Origin of the sequence: Devosia sp. LjRoot3, assembly GCF_964252865.1 — a bacterium.
Classification (GTDB): domain Bacteria; phylum Pseudomonadota; class Alphaproteobacteria; order Rhizobiales; family Devosiaceae; genus Devosia.
Map to the genome: position 1 here is coordinate 551244 of NZ_CAXUPK020000003.1, position 19140 is coordinate 570383.

Below are 19140 nucleotides of genomic sequence, written 5' to 3' on the forward strand. Positions count from 1 at the left end.
CCCCTACTCCGCCGCGAGGGCCGTTGGGCCACGCACGATAGAAAGCGCTGCGCGATCAAGATCACGGCTCACAAGGCGCTCGATACCAGCCGAAACGTCAGCCAGCAGCTGGCGATAGCCCGTCACCGAGCGGGCAAAGGCGTTGTAGATCACGACGGCCGGAATAGCCGCGACGAGACCAAAAGCCGTCGCCAGCAGCGCCTCGGCAATGCCCGGCGCCACCACGGCAAGGTTGGTCGTCTGCGTTTCGGCAATGCCCACAAAGGCATTCATGATGCCCCAGACGGTTCCAAAGAGCCCCACAAACGGGCCGACCGAACCCACCGAGGCCAGGATGCCAAGGCTCTGCGAAATCTTGCGGCCCGCGGCCACTTCGATGCGGCCCAAGCGTGAGGAGACGCGCTCCTTGATCCCACCCGGATCGACCCGGCCAACGAGATCGCGCGACATTTCAACCTCTTCGGCCGCCGCCTTGACCAGCATGGCGCCAAGCCCGCGGCGATCGGCCATCACCGCGGCAACGCTTTCGAGGCTGTCGGCCTTCAACACCTCGCGCAGCGCCTTGTAGGCGCGGCGGCGAGCACCGGAAAGCTGCATGCTCTTGGCCACCCAGATGATCAGCGTGACGACGGACGCGCTCAGCAGGCCGATCATGACGCTCTTCACGACATAGTCGGCCGCCATGAACATGCCCCAGGGCGAAAGATCATGGCCTTCAAGGCCCGTTTCCACCATGGGGAGATCGGACTCCGCAGGCGCCACAGGCGTCGTCGTTTCCGTGGCAGGGGCAGACATTGCCGGATTTGCATCTGCAGGCGACGGCACCGCCGTATCCTGCACCGGGGCGGCTTCCTGGGTCACAACCGGGGCCGCCGGAGCCGGAGCGGCGGGCGCTACAGCCGTCGGCGTCTCCACCGCAGTCACAGCCGGAACAGCATTCTGCACGGGCGCAGTCTCCTGGGCCGCGACCGGAAGGGCGAGGCCGGAAATGAGGAGCAGACCAGCGACAGCGTAAAGCGCGCTTCTGTTGCGGTGCAGACGATCAGCCATGAGGACACTACCCTTGACACAGCACCTGCTGTCAACCGGGCGCCGGATCAACTGATCCCAAGCGACCGCCCATCGGGCGCGGCATATGCAGAAGCTCAATGCCGCTCACCTATTAAAGATGACGTTTATTGTCAAGAAAACGACAGGACGATTGAGCCGATCGCGCAAGGATTTGCACTGCGCGCGAAAGTCTGCCGTCAGGCAAGCAGCTCCGGTGCCGCCAAAGCCGCAGCAAGGCTCGTTTTATCGAGCACATCGCGCGAGGCCAGCGCCACGCGCGAAAACACATGCCGCAATTCGCAGCTTTCCTCCGACCGGCAATCCTCGCAGCGCCGATAGGCGACAATGGAGAGACAGGGCAAAAGCGCAATCGGCCCGTCGATGAGGCGCAAAACCTCGCCGAACATCACCTCTTCGGCCGGCCGGATCAGCTCATAGCCGCCCGTGCGCCCGCGATGGCTGCGCACGATACCATTGCCCTTGAGCTGGAGCAGGATCTGCTCCAGGAATTTCTTCGGGATCTTCTGCTCGGCCGCAATCTCGCTGGTCATCAGCGTATTGCCGGGCCCTACGCGCGCAAGCGCAAGCAGGGCACGAAGCGCATAGCGGGCCTTCTGGGAAATCACCGCGCGCTCCTCGCCACCCTATTCGGCTGGAAACAGTTTCCAGCGTTTGGGACGGAAGCTGATCTGGCTCCGCTCGCCGGCCGGATGATCGAAGGGAAGATCGATCTCCACCCGATGCCCTGCACCACCAATGTCGAGCTCAACGCGACGGGTACCACCGACGCGGCGGCTGCTGGCGACGACGCCGGACAGGGCCGCATCACCATCCACGAGTTCGATATCATGCGGGCGGAAGAACAGCCGCGCCGGCCCCACAGCCTCGGGCGAGGAAATGCCGATCGGCCGGTCGCCCAGCCAGATGTCCCCACGCTCGATATTGACCGGCAGGGTGCTGGATTCGCCGATAAAACCGAAGACGAATGGCGATTGCGGCTGGTCATAGACCGTGTCCGGCGTACCCACCTGTTCGATCTTGCCCTGGCTCATCACACAGAGCCGATCGGCCAGTTCGAGCGCCTCTTCCTGGTCATGCGTCACGAACACGGTGGTGTGCCCGGTCCGATCATGCATTTCGCGCAGCCACTTGCGCAGCTCGCGGCGCACCTGTGCGTCGAGCGCACCAAAAGGTTCGTCGAGCAGCAACACACCCGGCTCGATGGCGAGAGCACGGGCAAGTGCCACGCGCTGGCGCTGACCGCCGGAAAGCTGGCTCGGATAGCGCTTTTCAAGGCCCGAAAGCTGCACCAGATCGAGCAGCTCGCGCGCCCGACGGCGAATTTCCGCCTTGGGCGGGCGCGTCGCGCGGGGCCGCACTTCGAGACCGAACGAAACGTTCTCAAGGATCGTCATGTGCCGGAACAGCGCATAGTGCTGGAACACGAAGCCGATATTGCGCTCCTGCACGCTCTTTTCCGAAGCGTCCTCGTCGCCGAAGAAAATCTTGCCCGCCGTCGGCCGTTCGAGGCCCGCAATAAGACGCAGCAAGGTGGTCTTGCCCGAGCCCGAAGGTCCAAGCAGCGCAATGAGCTCGCCCGATTTGATATCCAGCGACACATCGTGGAGCGCCGGAAACCGGTCGAATTCCTTGCGGACGTTTTGAACGCGTACTTCCATCTCTATTCCAGTTAGTGGCCGCGACCGGTGGCAGCGAGTTCGTCGCCGAACCGCCATTCCAGCGCTGTTTTGAGAACCAGGGTGACGAGCGCCAGCAAGGCGAGGAGCGAGGCCAGCGCAAAGGCCGCCGTGCTCTGGTATTCATTGTAGAACATTTCGACCTGCAGCGGCATGGTCGTGGTCTGGCCACGGATTTTCCCCGAAACCACGGCCACAGCACCGAATTCACCCATGGCGCGCGCATTGCAGAGCAGCACGCCATAGAGCAGGCCCCATTTGATATTGGGCAGCGTCACGCGCCAGAAAGTTTGCCAGCCCGAAGCGCCGAGCGACAAAGCCGCCTCTTCGTCGCCCGAACCCTGGTCCTGCATCAGCGGGATGAGTTCGCGGGCAACGAAGGGGAAGGTCACGAAGATCGTCGCGAGGACGATGCCCGGCACGGCAAAGAGGATTTCGATATTGTAAGACCGCAGCCACGGCCCGAGCACGCTGCCCGAGCCAAACAGCAGCACATAGACGAGGCCCGAAATCACCGGCGACACCGAAAATGGCAGGTCGATGAGGGTAATAAGAAAGGCCTTGCCCTTGAATTCGAACTTGGCGATGGCCCAGGAGGCGGCAAGGCCGAAGACGACATTCAGCGGCACGGCAATGGCTGCAACGAGCAGCGTCAGCCTGATGGCCGATTGCGCGTCTGGCTGCTGCAGCGACTGGATGAAGACGCCGATCCCCTCGCGCAGCGCCTCAGAGAACACTGCGACCAGCGGCAGAACCAGGAACAGGGCCATGAACAAGAGGCCGACAAGGATCAATATCCAGCGGACATAGACCGGCTCATTGGTCGGCGAGGCCAGGCGGCGGACATGCGTACTAGCTGCCATAGCCATATCTCCGGCGGCTCCAGGCCTGAATAAGGTTGATGATGAAGAGCATCACGAAGGAAATCGCCAGCATCACCGTGGCGATCACCGCCGCCCCGGCATAGTTGAATTCCTCAAGCCGAATGACGATCAGCAGCGGCGCGATTTCCGAAACGAACGGGATATTGCCGGCGATGAAGATCACCGAGCCATATTCCCCCACAGCCCGGGCAAAGGCGAGCGCGAAGCCGGTCAGAATGGCCGGCATCAGGCTTGGCAGCAGCACGCGCGTAATGGTCTGGAAGCGGTTGGCACCAAGCGTCGCGGAGGCCTCCTCGACCTCCTTGCTGATCTCTTCGAGGATCGGCTGGATGGTGCGGACGACAAAGGGCAGGCCGATGAAGATCATGGCAATGGTGATGCCGATTGGCGTGTAGGCAATGCGCCAACCCAATTGCGCCGCAAACTGCCCCACAATGCCGTTGGGCGCATAGATCGCCGTCAGGGCAATGCCGGCCACAGCCGTCGGCAGGGCGAAAGGCAGGTCGACCATGGCGTCAAAAATGCGCCGGCCGGGAAAGCGGTAACGCACCAGCACCCAGGCGATCAGCGTGCCGAACACAACATTGATCCCAGCAGCAATTGTCGCGGTGAGAAAGCTGGTGCGCAGCGAAGCGAGCACGCGCGGATCCAGCGCCGCGGCCCAAAACCCGTTCCAGCCGAGCCCTGCCGAGCGCAGCACCAGGGCAACGAGCGGCACGAGGATGATCAGCGAAAAGTAGGTAAGGGTGAATCCGAGGGTCAGGCCGAAGCCCGGGATGACACTGGGTTGGCGAAAGCGGCCGAGTCTGCTCATGCGGCTTTCTCCAGCAGGGATGCGCTCACGAGGCATCCGGGTTGGTGCAGTTTTGGTCGGATCATGCGGGGGCCCGAAATTTCCGCCCAACTCTAGCCACGGAGTAGGGTTTCGCAAGGCGGGGCCCGGACAACATTCTATCAAATGATAGAAATTCATTCCACGGGCCGCGCCCCAGGCCAAACTCGATTGCGTTTGGGCGCAAAGTCAGTGCGCGGCGAGCAAAGAGTTCGCTATTGCGGCACATTGCAAACGGATGTCCGGGACGGCCTCGATCTCGAAATATCGACCCCTCGTCAGCGGCCCGACAACGCGTACGCGCTGCGATACGCGCCCCTCGCTGGCGACCACCGCGCAATTGGGATCGACGTCGAGACCGATATGCATTTCGTCCGGCCGCGCCGCGCCCGATTGCACCAATTGCCGGATCAGCGGATTGGCGCTGGCGCGAACGTCGACCGACACGCCCCCGCAATCATAAACGCGCGCCACCTCGATCACCTCCCGCCGCTCGGAGCCGCGCGGTCGGACCGTTGCTCGCACCACATCCCCCACCCGTTCGATGCCGACGAATTCGCCCGCCACCAGATTGACCTGCCCGCTATCCACGGCGCGCGCTAATCCCGCATAAAGATCAGGCGGCAGGCGATGGCGATGAATATTCCACCATGGCCGCACGTGACGCAGAAACTGGCGCTTTTCTCGCAGCGGCCAACTGCCCCAGAGCCGCTGATTGAACGGCCGCAACCCATCGACAACACTGCGCCAGTCGCCACCCTTCGCTTCCACATCGCGCACGATGTCGCGGAACCAGCGCGCCAGATAAGTGAGGCTGGTCCCAAACGGCACGTCGGCCGCATCGATCGCGATCGGCGCCACATCCTTGTGCGCTTTTGGAAGCAGGCCATTGCGCGAGACCACCGTAATGGGCCCACGATGCTTCGCCTCGGCCAGTGACACCCAGGCATCGACCATGCTGAGGCCCGAGCCGAGGATCATCACCGCCGCATCGGGGTCGAGCGGCGTGTCCCGCTCGGACCCCGCACGAACAGCAATGCCCCTGCCCCGCGCCGGCTGGGTTTCGTGGCCTACCGCCAAAGCAGCCCATTGCGAAACAATGCTCGTTCCATTGGCCAGCACCGTCTCGACGCCATTGGGCGTTTCGTGCAGCGCCACGGCTTCCTCGGAACGCACGAGCAGGCGTCCCGGCATATGTTCGCCAGCCTCGCGCAGCACATCTTCAAGATAGGCGCCATAGAGCCGACGCGGCACGAAGGTCCAGGACGAGCCGTGCTTGCCGGGTTCGCGCCGTTGCAGCCAGCGCCAGAAATGCTCGGGATCATCGGCAAAGGCGCTCATGCCGCGCGCCGGCACATTGACCCGGTGGTTGCGGGCGAGCGCCGAATAAGCCAGCCCCTGACCAAAGCGCCCCTGCCGTTCGAGCAAGGTAACACGCAGGTCGGGATCTGAGCTGCGCAGCAGATGCGCCGCCAGTAGCACGCCGCTCGCCCCGCCTCCGATGATGACAATGGATTTGCCCGTTGAGCCAGTGGCGGTCATCGCAGCCCTCCCGGTTATGCGCAATGCGCCGTCAATATTGGATGCCGGGACACGCCCCGGCTAAAATGAGCGCAATTGCGCTTGGGCAGAATTCACCCGCCGTGACCGCTCTTGCCAGCGATCCGCTCGCTCGGCAACCTGCCGAGCCAATTCATAGCCCTCGACCCACCGCCCAAAGCCGCTCGCCACATTGATGTGGCCCACATAGCCGGCATCGACCAGCGGCGCCTGCCAGTTTTTGGCCAGCGAAACGGCCTTGTCGAGGGTCATGTAGATATCGTCACGACTGGCGACGACCTGAGTCGGAAAGGGCAACGGATCCGTTGGAATGCGGCCGAATTCATAGGTCCGCGCATGAAGTGCCGAGGTGCGCTCTATATCGGCCGGAGCGACCAGCAAGGCTCCACCAACCAGCGATCCCACCGAACTGCCAGCCAGCCTCGCCACCAGCATGGTCCCAAGACTATGCGCGACGATGATCGCGCCTGGATTGGCCAAAACAGCCTCTTCGAGACGCTGCTGCCAGCGCGCCGCCTCCGGATTGGCCCAGTCGGTCTGCTCGACCAGTTGCGCCTCTTCGAAGTCTTCGAGCCAGAAACGCTGCCAGTGCCCGTCGCCCGATCCGTTGAGGCCAGGCACGACAAGGACCGGCCGGGTCATTGCTCCGGTATCCCTTCATGCCGCGCATCCCAAAAACTGCGCGGCTCAGGCTCCGGCGCCTTGCCGGCAAGGTAGATTGCGTCCTGTTCGAGCGGGCTCAACGCCGCCTCATCAGTGCGCGCGGGCAGGCCACCAAAGAAATTCGCCTTGGCGGGCGCCTCTTTCGCACTGTTCCGGGCCAGGGGGCCGGGGCTAAAAATACCGAAGAAATGCACCATTCTGTCCTCCAAAGTATAGACGTCACTCAGGAAGGGGACGTGCCCCGCGGCGAAGAAGGTGCGGCCGGCGCCATAAGCAACCGGCCGCAACCAGTTTATTGAGCGGGACCGGAGTAGATCTGGTCGAAGACGCCGCCGTCGCCAAAGTACTTCGGCTGCGCTTCACGCCAGCCACCGAAATCCTCGATGGTCACAAGGTTCAGCTCGCCAAAGCGGGCAATGTCTTCTGGAGCCGCAGCATCCGGACGGAACGGACGATAATAGTGCTTGGCAGCGATCGCCTGGCCGGCATCGGAATAGAGATAGTCGAGATAGCCTTCGGCGAGGTCGAGGTTACCCTTCTTCTCGGCATTGCCCGGAACCAGCGCCACCGGCGGTTCAGCAAGGATCGAGAGCGACGGCGTCACGATATCGAAAGCATCGGGGCCAAGCTCTTCAAGGGCGAGATAGGCTTCGTTTTCCCAGGCGAGCAGCACGTCGCCAATGCCACGCTGCACGAAGGTGGTGGTGGAGCCACGCGCGCCGGTATCGAGCACCGGAACGTGCTTGAAGAGCTGGCTCACAAACTCCTGCGCCTTGGCATCATCGCCGCCATTGGCTTCGCGGGCCCAGGCCCATGCCGCAAGGAAATTCCAGCGCGCGCCGCCCGAGGTCTTCGGGTTCGGCGTAATCACTTCGACGCCGTCGGCAACCAGATCGCCCCAATCCTTGATGCCCTTGGGATTACCCTTGCGCACCAGGAAAACGATGGTCGAGGTATAGGGCGCATTGTTGTTTTCGAGCTTGCCGCGCCAATCGGCCGGGATGAGCCCGGCATCGGCGATGGCATTGATGTCGCTTTCGAGCGCCAGGGTGACGACGTCGGCTTCAAGCCCGTCGATCACGGTACGGGCCTGCGAACCTGAACCGCCATGGGTGACCTGCACGGCCACGGTCTCACTCTTGGTCTCTTGCCAGTGAGCGATGAACGCCTCGTTGAACTCGCGATAGAGCTCACGGGTTGGGTCATAGGAAACGTTGATGAGCGTCCGGTCCTGCGCATGGGCAGTGACGGAGAAACCAACCGCGAGCGATGCGGCCAGGGCGGCATAGGCGAAAATCTTGGCTGTCCGTTTCAAGGAAACCTCCCGATAGCGAATACATAAACCCTATCAACTCAGTCGTGATTGAAAAGGTTCTAGCTTGCGAGCCGAAGCCCAGAAGGAGAAAATAATGCTCCAACAGGGCGCCGCTGCCAAGTTTGTCGCAATTGGGTTCTGAAACGAGCCCTCTTTCCCAGGTTTCGTTGCGCTTTTCGGAGAAGCTTTACGCGGCCTTAACGGCAGCGCCACTGCTGACTGTTAGAGTGCCGAGTCTGAAAGCAATAGAGGCAGGTCACCGTCGACGGCCCGAGGGAGCACCCTCTATCGCTCGGGTACGTCGATAAACAGCAGAGAGGCGGCCACAAAAATCAACAGGACCTTGGACATTTCAACCATGAGCAGAACATCCATCAAACCGCTCACGAACAAGCCAACTGTAAAGCTCAGAGCCAAATAGAGCCGAACGTCCCAGTTGCTGGCGTTTCGCTGACTAAAGGCCGCTAACAGCGGCATCGCCATGAACAAGACGTACGAGACAAGTCCGGGAACGCCCGCGGCGACAGCAAAGCTAAGCGGATCATTGTGGATGTAACCCCACTGCTCCGCAGCATAGCCATCCTGGGCCATTTGCGACAGATATGGCATTGCTGCCTGAAGTTGATTGTGCCAGCCGTGACCAACGTGTGGCGCGTCGAGGAATGCCTTCCATCCGGCACGCAGCATCTCGACACGGTAGGCCGTGGAAGTGTCTTGGCCCAGATCACCGGTTATCACCCCTGCGACCGCACGCAACGCGTTCCACGGGCGATCAATGCCGGCAAGACTAGCGAGGTATATCGCTAGCAGAACCGCCCCCGCCAGCGCGAAAGGAATGGCGACCTTAAGCCATAAAGGAATGGCGCGACGCTGCACCCAAGCGAATCCGAAAAGAAGAGCCAAGGCACAACCAATCACCAGAGCTGCCCTGGTGCCGGACGCTACAGCCGCCAGCAACCCGAAGGCGGGGCCCGCCAAGGCAAACCAGCGCCATGGCGATCTGCCGGTCAAGGTCAACGCCAAACTCATAAAGCCAAACGTTACGGCCCACGTGGCGAAATGTATGGGGCTAAATTCTGGCGCGGAGGCACGGGGCTGCCCCAGCAGCAGACCGCTCAGTCCAACCAGCCCCGCCAAGGCGGATGCGGCCAGACAGAGAAGAGCAAAATGCCCGAGCGTGAACTGCACCTTGCCCAGTGGGGCAATTGCAAGCGCAAGAATGGGCATCAAGGCAAAGGGTAAGAAGTCGCCGATTGACGCTACGCTCGGTAGCCCTGGCTGCAAAAGAAAGGCGATCGCCAACAGCAGGAAACCGGACCACGACGCCCAAAGCACGGGCGAACTCCGCAAGATAACCCAGAACGACTGCCGCCAGCCCAAAACGAAAGCAGGGACCGCCAACAACATTGAAATATATGCGGCATAATTTCCGGCAAATGACCAAAAAGTCACGGCAGAAACAACACAAGCAACCGAAAAAAAGACAGAAATAAAAGACCGGCTGTCAACGCTCGCGTTTTCGGACAGAAATTTCATAGGTAATTCCGAGTCACCGCATATGATTTCTATATGCGCCCATTCGGTCGCATCGATATGCCGCCTTCTTATTGCTCACGCCCGGCTCTGTAAACGGTCCAATTGCGGCATCGTGGCAACGTTGAACCACCGACTCCATTCCACAATCAGCTGAGGGCTCACCCCAGAGACGAGCCGCGTCTCAGACGCTTGACCGTCCCCAGCGCGCCTGCAGCGAGCGTCCAAAACCACCCATAAAGGGCGCAAAGACGAGGACGATCGAGCGGAAATAGTGAATCAGCAGGAACAGCACAGTCAACACCGCGGCGCCGACAATGATCACCAGTTCCAGCGACAGCCCGATGGATTTGAGCCATGCCGTCAACAGCATGCCCGGCAGGATATGAGCGGCCGCCCAGGCGAAGGCCGAAGACACGTTGATGATGGTGAACCAGCGATAAGGCATGCCCATCATCCCGGCGATACCGGGCACCACGGCTTTCACCCCCGGAATAAATCGCCCGATGAAAACCGACTTGCCGCCATGCTTGGCAAAGAACACCTCGCCCCGGCTCAGGAGCTCAAGATAGTTCCTGAACGGCCAGATCGTCTTGATGCGATCCTTGAGCGCAAAGCCCACCGTGTATGAGATGGCGTCCCCAATAACCGCGCCCACAACGGCCGCGAGGTAGATTTCCCAGAACGGCAGCTTGCCCGTGGCGATAATACCGCCAACGAGTAGCAGAACCGGCGTCGAGGGCACAAACAGCCCCAGGATAAACACCGCTTCGCCGATGGCGACGAGGAAGATGAACCCAATCGAAAGCCAGAAATTGTCCGACACGGCATTGAGCAGCGTCTCAAGCCACACCGACACGGAATGAAGAAATTCGATCATAGGGGCTGAAAACCAGGAGAAATGAAATTGGGCGTGAATGGCGTATCGGCAGCACAGCGCCGGCAGTTTGCGTCGATCTCGTCCACGAATGCCCCTCGATCACCGGCGATCCGCAGGCACGTCGCCGCGGAATTTTGGGCCAGACTACTCCTGCGACCACAAGGAAAGCTAGCCACCTTCCCCGCCCGTCGCGACGATTTGCTTATGAGCCAAGGCACCGGACTTGCCTCTGCGGGCGTCGTGCAAACCCACACCAAAGGCGAGCGCCTGCCACGCTTTTGTGGATTTTTCCACGCGCATATGTGAGACCCGCCGCGGCGCAGGGCTGCGCCGACCGATTTGCAGCATCGCCCACGCCCCAGCCGCTGCTCCGACCACACACGCCAAGGATGAACTCCGATGACCCCGAAATCGGATGAAGGCAAAGCCAAGCCACGCATCACCCCCGCCACCTTGCTCGCCGGCTTTGCCGTGTTGATTTCCTGCCAATTGGCAGGCGAGACCCTGGTCAGCGTCGCACGCCTCCTCGCGCCGTCCTTCGTTTTCCCCGGCCCCGTTGCCGGCATGCTGCTGCTTCTCGCCTATCTCGGCTGGCGCCGCCGACTGCCTGCCGGGCTTGATGCCATGGCCACCGGCCTCATCGGCATCCTGTCGCTGCTTTTCGTGCCCTCGGCCGTCGGCATCGTCCAATATGGCGGGCTGATCCTCGAATGGGGTCCGCCCCTCCTGCTGGCGCTCGTCATCTCGACGCTGCTGACCCTCTTGGTCACCGTCGGCACCTATCTCGCGCTCTCCCGCCTCTCGAATGGGGAAAAGCCATGAGTGGCATTGCGGAAATCTGGGTCTATCTCAGCGCCAGCCCCCTGCTCTGGCTCACGGCCACCATTCTCGCCTATCTACTGGCCCTTGCCATTTCGGCAAAACTCGGCGGCACGCCCATCGCCAATAGCGTGCTCATCGCCGGCCTCCTGATCATTGCCCTGCTGCAGGTGACCCAAACCTCATATGCCCAGTACTTCGAAGGCGCTCAGTTCGTGCATTTCCTGCTCGGACCGGCGACGGTTGCCCTCGCGATCCCGCTCTACAAAAACCTTGAAAAGGTCCGGCGCTCGCTCTTGCCGATAGGCGGCGCGCTGGTCGCCGGCTCGCTCACGGCCATGGGCAGCGCCGTTGCCATCGCCATGGCCTTCTGCGCCCCCGCCGACGTCGTCGCCTCCATCGCGCCGAAATCCACCAGCGCTCCCATCGCCATGGAACTCGCCCGCAATCTCGGCGGCATTCCCTCCCTCGCCGCCGTGCTGGTGATCCTCACCGGCATCCTCGGCGCCGTCATCGTCACGCCGCTGATGAATGCGCTCAAGATCAAGGACTACGCCGCGCGCGGCTTTGCCGTGGGCGTTGCATCCCACGGCATCGGCACGGCACGAGCCTTTCAGGTCAGCGAGGTCGCCGGCGCCTTTTCAGGCATAGCCATGGCGCTCAATGGCGCCCTGACCAGCATCCTCGTTCTTGTCTGGGTCCTGCTCTCCCAGGCCTAGACACCCTTGCCCACCACCTCGGCGGCGGCGATCGCCGCCATATTGACGAGACCACGGCTGGTAACGGTCGGCGCCACGATATGCGCCGGCTGCCGCGTCCCCATCAGGATCGGCCCGATATGGAGCCCGTTGTTGAGCTCCTTGAGCAGCGTCATCGACAGGTTGGCCGCCTCAAGATTTGGGAAGATCAGCAGGTTCGCTTCCCCGTTCAGCACCGAGTCCGGAATATAGCGCTCGCGCAATTCGGCATTGACCGCCAGATCGCCCTGCATTTCCCCCTCGACCACAAGATCGGGCGCCACCGCCTTGAGCCTTTCATAGACCGCCCGCATCTTGCCGGCCGTCTCGCCCTCGCGCGATCCAAAGTTCGAATAGCTCAACAGCGCCGCCTTGGCCTCGATATTGAAGCGCTTGAGATGGTCGCGCGCCTGCAAGGTGATCGACACCAGCTCATCGACGCTCGGGTCGATGTTCACATAGGTATCGGCCAGGAAGAACACGCCGCGATTGAGCAACAGCATCGATAGCGCCGAAAGCTGGCTGGCATCGTCCGCCAGCCCAATGACCGAGTGAATGTCCCGCGCATGCTTGATGTAGCGCCCCTGCAACCCGCAGATCAGCGCATCCGCATCGCCACGCCGCACGCCCAGCGCGCCGATCACCGTACTATTGGTGCGTAGGATCGTCCGCGCCGTATCCGGCGTCACCCCTTTGCGACCCACCAGCGCGTGAAACTCCGCCACATAGTCGCGATAGCGCGGATCGTCCTCAGGATTGATGACCTCAAAATCCTTACCCGGCCTGATCGTCAGACCAAACCGCTCAAGCCGCGATTCAATCACCGAAGGCCGCCCGATCAGGATCGGCTTGCCGATACCATCCTCAAGGATCACCTGCGCCGCCCGCAACACGCGCTCATCCTCGCCATCGGCAAAGGCGATGCGCTTGGCCCCGCTCTGCGCCTGCTCGATCATGGGCTTCATCACCATGCCCGAGCGGAAAACGAAGCGCCGCAACTGGTCACGATAGGCATCGAAATCCGCGATCGGCCGCGCCGCAACCCCACTCTCCATCGCCGCCTTGGCCACGGCCGGCGCGATCCGCAGAATAAGCCGCTGGTCGAACGGATTGGGGATCAGATAATCCGCCCCGAAAATCGCCGGCACACCATGGGCCGTCGCCTCTAGCCCCGGCTCATGCGCCAATTGCGCAATGGCATGCGCCGCCGCAGCCTTCATCTCCTCATTGATAACGGTCGCCCCGCAATCGAGCGCACCGCGGAAGAGGAACGGGAAACAAAGGACATTGTTGACCTGGTTGGGATAGTCCGACCGCCCGGTACAGACCAGTGCATCCGGCCGCGTTTCCTTGGCCAGTTCCGGCATGATTTCGGGGATCGGATTGCTCAGCGCCAGGATCAGCGGATTTTCCGCCATGTCCTTCATCATTTCCGGCTTCAGCGCCCCGGCCTTGGACAACCCGACATAAATGTCGGCACCGGCCATCACCTCGCTCAGTTCCGTCGCCTCGGTGTCCTGCGCAAAGGCACCGCGCCAGCGATCAACGGAGTTGTCGCGCTTCTTGGTCACCAGCCCCTTGGAGTCAGCGACCCAGATATTCTCACGCTTGGCACCCACCGCGATCAGCATGTTCATGCAGGCAATGGCCGCCGCCCCTGCCCCCGAGGTGACGATCTTGACCTTGCCAATATCCTTGCGCACGAGCCGCATGGCATTGATCACTGCCGCCGCGACGATGATCGCCGTGCCATGCTGGTCATCATGAAAGACCGGGATATTCATCCGCTCGCGCAGCGCTTCCTCGATCTCGAAGCATTCCGGCGCCTTGATGTCTTCAAGGTTGATCCCGCCAAAGCTCGGCTCCAGCGGCGCCACGATCTCGATGAACCGCTTGGGGTCCTGCTCGTTCACCTCGAGATCGATGGAATCGATCCCGGCGAACTTCTTGAACAGCACCGCCTTGCCTTCCATCACCGGCTTGGACGCCAGCGCCCCGATATTGCCCAGGCCCAGCACGGCTGTGCCATTGGATATGACGGCGACCAGATTCCCCTTGGACGTATATTTGTAGGCCGCCTGCGGATCGGCCGCGATTTCCTCGCAGGGAACAGCCACGCCCGGCGAATAGGCCAGCGACAGGTCGCGTGTATTGGCCAGCGGCTTGGTCGCCACGATCTCCAGTTTGCCGGGCTTGGGAAACTCATGAAAATGCAGCGCCGCATCGCGAAGGCTGGAAGTGGTATCGGCCATGTTGTCTCCCCGGTATTTTCTATGGGCTATTCAGCGCCTCGTCCCACAATCAGGACGGCGCCACCCGTGACCAGATAGACTTTGGTCGCTACGGCACGGCCTTCCCGAGCATCTCCACGAACAGCCCATAGGCCACTTCCGTATTGGCAAGGTCCTGCCGTGGATCGATGAGATCATGCGGCAGACCGAGGGAGAGCGGCACCAGCTTCACCTCAACCTGCGCGCCATGCCCCTGCCATGCCGCAACAAGGCGCTCGATGAGACGGTCATTCACTTCGGTGTCGGCCTCGTTGACCATCACCGAAAGCTTCTGCGCCAACGGGGCCTCCCTATCCGCCAGTCCGGAAGTTACCTCGCCAATGAACATGAACTGAGCGAAAGCCCTGGTGGCTACCCGCGGATAGGCATAGTCCATCTCGGGCGATCCTTCCGGGTTTCGCGGGTCCCAGCTGATCATCATATTGGGCAAGAGCAGCAGCAGATTGGTGGCCGCCCGATTGGCCCAGGTCGGGACCTGGCGCGGCCCGAAAAACGGGGCCATGGCAAGAGACTGGTCGACATCGGCACGCTGCTGGCCGCTCCAGGCCGAGAGCACGCCGCCCGCCGAAAGACCACTGACGACAACCTCTCCGCCAACTCCACGCGCGATCGCGATGGCCTCCTCGGTCGCCGCCACATAGTCCTCCGCGCCCACATCAGCCAGTGCCGTGGTCATGCGATCGAGCTCACCATGCCCCGGCAGGCGCGGCACATAGACATTGTATCCCAGCTCGAAAAGCTTGGGCGCCAACTCGTCCGCCTGCGCAGGACAGTTGGTCAGCCCATGCAGGAAAATGACGGTCGGCGCCTCTCGGCTGTCCTGCAAAAGCAGTTTTGACGCGCATCTGGGATTGATCGGTATCTGGTCTTCGCTTTGGCGCGCCGCATCGTAAAGGGCAATCGCCTGCTCATAGCTTGGTTCAGCGGCGAGGGCCCCCGCCCCCAAAACGCGCCCTCGATCAAGCGGCAACACCGTAAGCCAGACGAAAAGGGCAACCAAGGCGCCCGCCAATGCCAGCAATGCCAACCCCGCCCCACGCAGCAGTTTTAGGGCCGGATCGCTGCCCTTCGCCGCGGGATAGAGCGGCCGCAACACCAGCGCCGCAATCACGCCGGCAACGGCCATGGTCGGAACCGCGGCAAATCCCGTCGTCAGGAAGCCCAGGCCGCTGAGCCGGCTCACCGCGGCTGCCTGCTCCATCGCTCCATCGATTTCAGGCGAAATCCTGAACAGTTCAGCGACCCCGAGCACGACCGGGTAGGACAATATCCCCGTCAAGGCCCCGGCGATTGCGCCCCGCAGCAGCGAGGGCCGCCCGCTGCGCCCCACCAGGACCCACCAGCCCAGGGCGCCGACCACGAAAATGCCGATGGCGATATCGGCCCAGTCCAGCCCGCCCTCGCTCCCGAAGAACTCCGCCACCGGCAATCCGCCGACAAACGTCGCCAGGAGGCCGCCCAGGGAGAAAATGATCCCCGCCAGAATATTTGCCAGAACAGGTCGAAACATCATGCCGCCACCACTCCAAGGCCCCGAGCTTACTGAAAGCCTGGGGCATTCTCGATGTGCGCAAAATCCCGCGCCTTTGCTGCCCGTCCCTATTTGAGCACAAACGGCCGGCGCGCCTTTTCCCGTCACCCATTCTGGGATTAGCTAATTGGCAACAGTAGTTTGGTGAGCGTGGCCATGCGCCTGAGCGAACGAATAGGGTCCTACATATCCACGGCGGGCCTGATTGTCGGGATCCTGTTTTTCGCGCTGTCGCTCACGCCTTCGCTGATCCCGCGTCCCGCCGTCGTCCAGGGCCTATTGTCGGGTTGTGTCTTCGCCGTCGGCTACGCGGTGGGCGCAGTCCTCTTCTGGTTCTGGACCTATCTGCAGCTTCATCCCGCCAATCTCACGGTCCGGCGCTGGTTGCGCTGGGGGCTGCTCACCGCTTCAGGCGTGATCGCGCTGATCTGCCTTTATCGCTATACGGGCTGGCAAAACACCGTCCGCGCCGAAATGCAGCTCGAGCCGATGGACGATAGCCACGTCCTCGTCGTTATCGTGCTGGCCCTCATTCCGGCGCTGCTCCTCGTCACCATTGGCACTCTGATTACACGCGGGACCCAGCGCGTTGCCGCCCTCCTGCGCACCCGCCTGCCGCCGCGCGCCGCTACCCTCGCCGGCATCATCATCGTTGGCATCGTGACGGGGCTGCTGGTCAACGGCGTGCTGTTGCGCAGCCTGATCAACTTTGCCGACGAAACCTTCCTGCGCATCGACGCCGTCGTCGCCCTGACCGGCAATCCGGCGCCAATCGATCCACTCCGCTCCGGCAGCGAGGCCTCGCTGGTTCCGTGGACCTCCATCGGCCGCGATGGCCGCGTCTATATCGAAACCCAACCAACCGAAGCTGATATCGAGGCCGTCACGGGGCGGCCCGCCCTCACGCCGCTGCGCACCTATGTCGGCCTGCGCTCAGCCGAAACCCTCGCCCAACGCGCCGATCTGGCCTTGGCCGAAATGCTGCGTGTCGGCTCCTTCGATAGGTCCACGCTCGTCATCATCATGCCGGTTGGCACCGGCTGGATCGACCCGCCCAGCATCGATTCACTGGAATACCTTCTCGATGGCGATGTCGCGAGCGTCGCGATCCAGTATTCCTACCTCACGAGCCCCCTCTCGCTTCTCGTCGAGCCCGACGAGGGCGTATCGACCGCGCAGGCCCTCTTCGACATCGTCTATAATTATTGGCGTGCCCTCCCCGCCGATCAGCGCCCGCGTCTCTTCCTCAACGGCCTCAGCCTCGGGGCCAACAGCTCCCAGGCATCGACCATGTTTCTCGATGTCCTCGCCGCCCCCTTCGATGGCGCCCTTTGGGTAGGCCCGCCCTTCACCAGCACGGTCTGGCATTGGGCGACGGCAAACCGGGCTGACCAATCCCCAGAATGGCGGCCCGCTTTCGGCGACAGTTCCAGCGTTCGCTTCGCCAATCGCGGCACCGAATTTGCCGAACCCGGCGAGAACTGGGGGCCCATGCGGATCGCCTTCCTGCAGTATCCCAGCGACCCAATCGTCTTCTTCGACTACGACACCATCTTCCGCGCGCCGGACTGGATGGAGGGCGAACGGGGCGAAGGCGTATCCCCCGAATTCCACTGGTACCCGATCATCACCTTCCTGCAGCTGGCGATGGATATGGCGCTCTCCAACACCTCGCCCATCGGTTACGGTCACGTCTATTCCCCCGCCGACTACGCCGAAAGCTGGTATGCGCTGGTCGAGCCGGAAGGCTGGGACGCCCAGAAGATGACCGAGCTCAAGGCCGCATTGCTCAACAATACCGGGCGTTCCTGATGGCAGGTATTGGCTCCCGACCGCTCACGGCAGGCCTGCTGTTCGGCCTCGCCGCAGTGGCAATCGCGCCGGCCATCGGCCTCACCATCAGCGGCGACCTGCTCAATGACGATGGACAGGTCACCTGGTTCAACCTGTTCGTCGGTGCCGGCGCCTGCGGCGCGCTCATGTGGCTTCTGCTCTGCGGACTGCCCCGCGCCGTCACCCTGCTGCGCGGCGGCATCGCCGGCATCCTTGCAGGCCTCCTGTCCTACCCGGTCGTCATCACCTTCGCCGAACTCCTGCAGCGGCAATGGGGCCTGCTGCCGCCCCTGTCGGAGCGCCTGGAGCAGGTCCAGCTCATCACCACGCTCACCCTGATCACCACCGGCTTTCCGGGCGTGCTGCTCATGTCCCTTGCGGGCATGGTCATCGCGCTCCTTTTCAAGCGGCTGCATCCGGACCTCGCAGAACGCCCGGGCAAAACCTCGCCCCTCCTCAAGCACCCCGCGGTCCCGCGGGTGGCTCTGGGTCTGGCCATGCTCGCCGTTGCCGGCCTGGGCGTGGCCTTCTTCTGGTTCGGAAACACTGAAATCGACGCCCCGCCTATTTCCACGCCCGTTGACGAGACCACGATGAACTATGAGCAAGCGACGGCCGCCTTTGCCGCCGTCCAAGAACAGGAAGCAAGCCTCGACCTCGATCCGCTCTGCCGGTCCCGCCTCTTGACCCAAGGCCAGAAGGTCGCCCGCTCGATCGTCTATTTTCACGGCTTCACCAGTTGCCCCGCCCAGGCCGATGCCCTCGCCGAGCAATTGTTCGCCATGGGCTACAACGTCTACCTGCCCCGCATGCACGGCCACGGCTTTGTCAGCCCCACCCCGAGCGACCTCGACGATTTCACTGCCGAAGGACTCATCGATCACACCAATGCAGCGCTCGATCTGGCCCAGGGTCTTGGCGACGACGTTACCGTGATGGGCCTCTCAGCTGGCGGCACATTGTCCGCCTTTGCCGCCCAGTTTCGGGCTGACGTGGATCAGGTCGTGCTGATCTCGCCCTTCTTCGGACCCTATGTGGTGCCGACCTGGGCCATGCAGGCCGGCACGAACGTCACCCGCGCCCTCCCCAACATCATCTTCTCGTGGAATCCCCTCGAAAACGCCACGCCGGAAAAGGCCGCCATCGCCCACGCCATGCCGACCACCCACGCTTTGACCGAGATCATGCTCGTCGGCTGGCAGGTCCACGCCGCTGCCCAGAACACTCCGCCTGCCGTGTCCAACATCTCCATCCTGCTCAACGACGCAGACGTCGCCGTCAACAACCGCCAGACCTTGGAGATCGCAGCCTATTGGAAGGAGCATGGCGTCGAGCCGACCATCACCACATTGCCCTTCGGCGCCCGCCTCCCCCACGATATGATCAACACGCGGGAACGGGGTGCGAATGTAGAGCTGGTCTACCCCGCCTTGCTGGAATTGCTCGCCCAACCCTAGACGGAGTTGAACCCCGCAATACCGGCCAATTAACGCGTTTCTAACCATGATCCCCTAA

17 protein-coding genes are annotated in these 19140 nt (G+C 62.4%); 4 read left to right on the plus strand and 13 right to left on the minus strand.

The genetic code is table 11. From position 1 onward, the window contains the following. Positions 1 to 3 precede the first annotated feature (3 nt). From exbB to ACSQ2A_RS13770, 11 genes are all read right to left on the minus strand, one after another. The gene (gene exbB / locus ACSQ2A_RS13720) at positions 4 to 1050 is read right to left on the minus strand and encodes a tonB-system energizer ExbB (protein ID WP_436072677.1); all 1047 of its coding nucleotides are present in this window, start codon (positions 1048 to 1050) and stop codon (positions 4 to 6) included. Between the two features lie 197 nt (positions 1051 to 1247). Further along, positions 1248 to 1676, minus strand: a complete 429-nt coding sequence (locus ACSQ2A_RS13725) for an RrF2 family transcriptional regulator (protein ID WP_295414890.1) — start codon at positions 1674 to 1676, stop codon at positions 1248 to 1250. Positions 1677 to 1694: 18 nt separating this feature from the next. Further along, on the minus strand, positions 1695 to 2729 hold the full coding sequence (locus ACSQ2A_RS13730) for a sulfate/molybdate ABC transporter ATP-binding protein (protein ID WP_295414892.1): 1035 nt from the start codon (positions 2727 to 2729) through the stop codon (positions 1695 to 1697). Positions 2730 to 2740: 11 nt separating this feature from the next. After that, positions 2741 to 3616, minus strand: a complete 876-nt coding sequence (gene cysW / locus ACSQ2A_RS13735; protein ID WP_436072678.1) for a sulfate ABC transporter permease subunit CysW — start codon at positions 3614 to 3616, stop codon at positions 2741 to 2743. Further along, positions 3600 to 4445 carry a sulfate ABC transporter permease subunit CysT gene (gene cysT, locus ACSQ2A_RS13740; protein ID WP_295414896.1) on the minus strand — a complete coding sequence of 282 codons (846 nt, stop codon included), beginning with the start codon at positions 4443 to 4445 and terminating at the stop codon, positions 3600 to 3602. The genes cysW and cysT overlap by 17 nt, the downstream gene beginning before the upstream one ends. A gap of 207 nt (positions 4446 to 4652) precedes the next feature. Continuing rightward, positions 4653 to 6005 (minus strand): FAD/NAD(P)-binding protein, encoded by a 1353-nt coding sequence (locus tag ACSQ2A_RS13745; RefSeq protein ID WP_436072679.1) that lies wholly within the window; start codon positions 6003 to 6005, stop codon positions 4653 to 4655. A gap of 60 nt (positions 6006 to 6065) precedes the next feature. Beyond that, on the minus strand, positions 6066 to 6665 hold the full coding sequence (locus tag ACSQ2A_RS13750) for an RBBP9/YdeN family alpha/beta hydrolase (protein ID WP_295414898.1): 600 nt from the start codon (positions 6663 to 6665) through the stop codon (positions 6066 to 6068). Next, on the minus strand, positions 6662 to 6883 hold the full coding sequence (locus ACSQ2A_RS13755; RefSeq protein ID WP_436072680.1) for a hypothetical protein: 222 nt from the start codon (positions 6881 to 6883) through the stop codon (positions 6662 to 6664). Before ACSQ2A_RS13755 ends, ACSQ2A_RS13750 begins: the two co-directional genes overlap by 4 nt. Positions 6884 to 6978: 95 nt before the next feature. Next, positions 6979 to 8001, minus strand: coding sequence for a sulfate ABC transporter substrate-binding protein (locus ACSQ2A_RS13760; RefSeq protein WP_436072681.1), 1023 nt, complete (start codon positions 7999 to 8001; stop codon positions 6979 to 6981). Positions 8002 to 8286: 285 nt separating this feature from the next. After that, positions 8287 to 9537 carry an O-antigen ligase family protein gene (locus ACSQ2A_RS13765; RefSeq protein WP_436072682.1) on the minus strand — a complete coding sequence of 417 codons (1251 nt, stop codon included), beginning with the start codon at positions 9535 to 9537 and terminating at the stop codon, positions 8287 to 8289. A gap of 181 nt (positions 9538 to 9718) precedes the next feature. After that, complete coding sequence (locus tag ACSQ2A_RS13770) at positions 9719 to 10414, minus strand: DedA family protein (RefSeq protein WP_295414903.1); 696 nt, start codon at positions 10412 to 10414, stop codon at positions 9719 to 9721. A 399-nt stretch (positions 10415 to 10813) separates the two neighbouring features. Here ACSQ2A_RS13770 and ACSQ2A_RS13775 point away from each other — a divergent pair, with 399 nt between their 5' ends. Next, on the plus strand, positions 10814 to 11236 hold the full coding sequence (locus ACSQ2A_RS13775; protein WP_436072683.1) for a CidA/LrgA family protein: 423 nt from the start codon (positions 10814 to 10816) through the stop codon (positions 11234 to 11236). Further along, positions 11233 to 11952 (plus strand): LrgB family protein, encoded by a 720-nt coding sequence (locus tag ACSQ2A_RS13780; RefSeq protein WP_436072684.1) that lies wholly within the window; start codon positions 11233 to 11235, stop codon positions 11950 to 11952. The genes ACSQ2A_RS13775 and ACSQ2A_RS13780 overlap by 4 nt, the downstream gene beginning before the upstream one ends. Here ACSQ2A_RS13780 and ACSQ2A_RS13785 read toward each other — a convergent pair. Next, on the minus strand, positions 11949 to 14222 hold the full coding sequence (locus ACSQ2A_RS13785; protein ID WP_436072685.1) for an NADP-dependent malic enzyme: 2274 nt from the start codon (positions 14220 to 14222) through the stop codon (positions 11949 to 11951). The genes ACSQ2A_RS13780 and ACSQ2A_RS13785 overlap by 4 nt on opposite strands. A gap of 88 nt (positions 14223 to 14310) precedes the next feature. Beyond that, the gene (locus ACSQ2A_RS13790; RefSeq protein ID WP_436072686.1) at positions 14311 to 15774 is read right to left on the minus strand and encodes an alpha/beta hydrolase; all 1464 of its coding nucleotides are present in this window, start codon (positions 15772 to 15774) and stop codon (positions 14311 to 14313) included. Positions 15775 to 15948: 174 nt separating this feature from the next. On the opposite strand from ACSQ2A_RS13790, the gene ACSQ2A_RS13795 reads away from it, so the two are divergent. After that, positions 15949 to 17604: an alpha/beta hydrolase gene (locus ACSQ2A_RS13795; RefSeq protein WP_436072687.1), complete on the plus strand. Its 1656-nt coding sequence runs from the start codon at positions 15949 to 15951 to the stop codon at positions 17602 to 17604. Next, the gene (locus ACSQ2A_RS13800; protein WP_436072688.1) at positions 17604 to 19082 is read left to right on the plus strand and encodes an alpha/beta hydrolase; all 1479 of its coding nucleotides are present in this window, start codon (positions 17604 to 17606) and stop codon (positions 19080 to 19082) included. The genes ACSQ2A_RS13795 and ACSQ2A_RS13800 overlap by 1 nt, the downstream gene beginning before the upstream one ends. Positions 19083 to 19140: the final 58 nt, after the last annotated feature.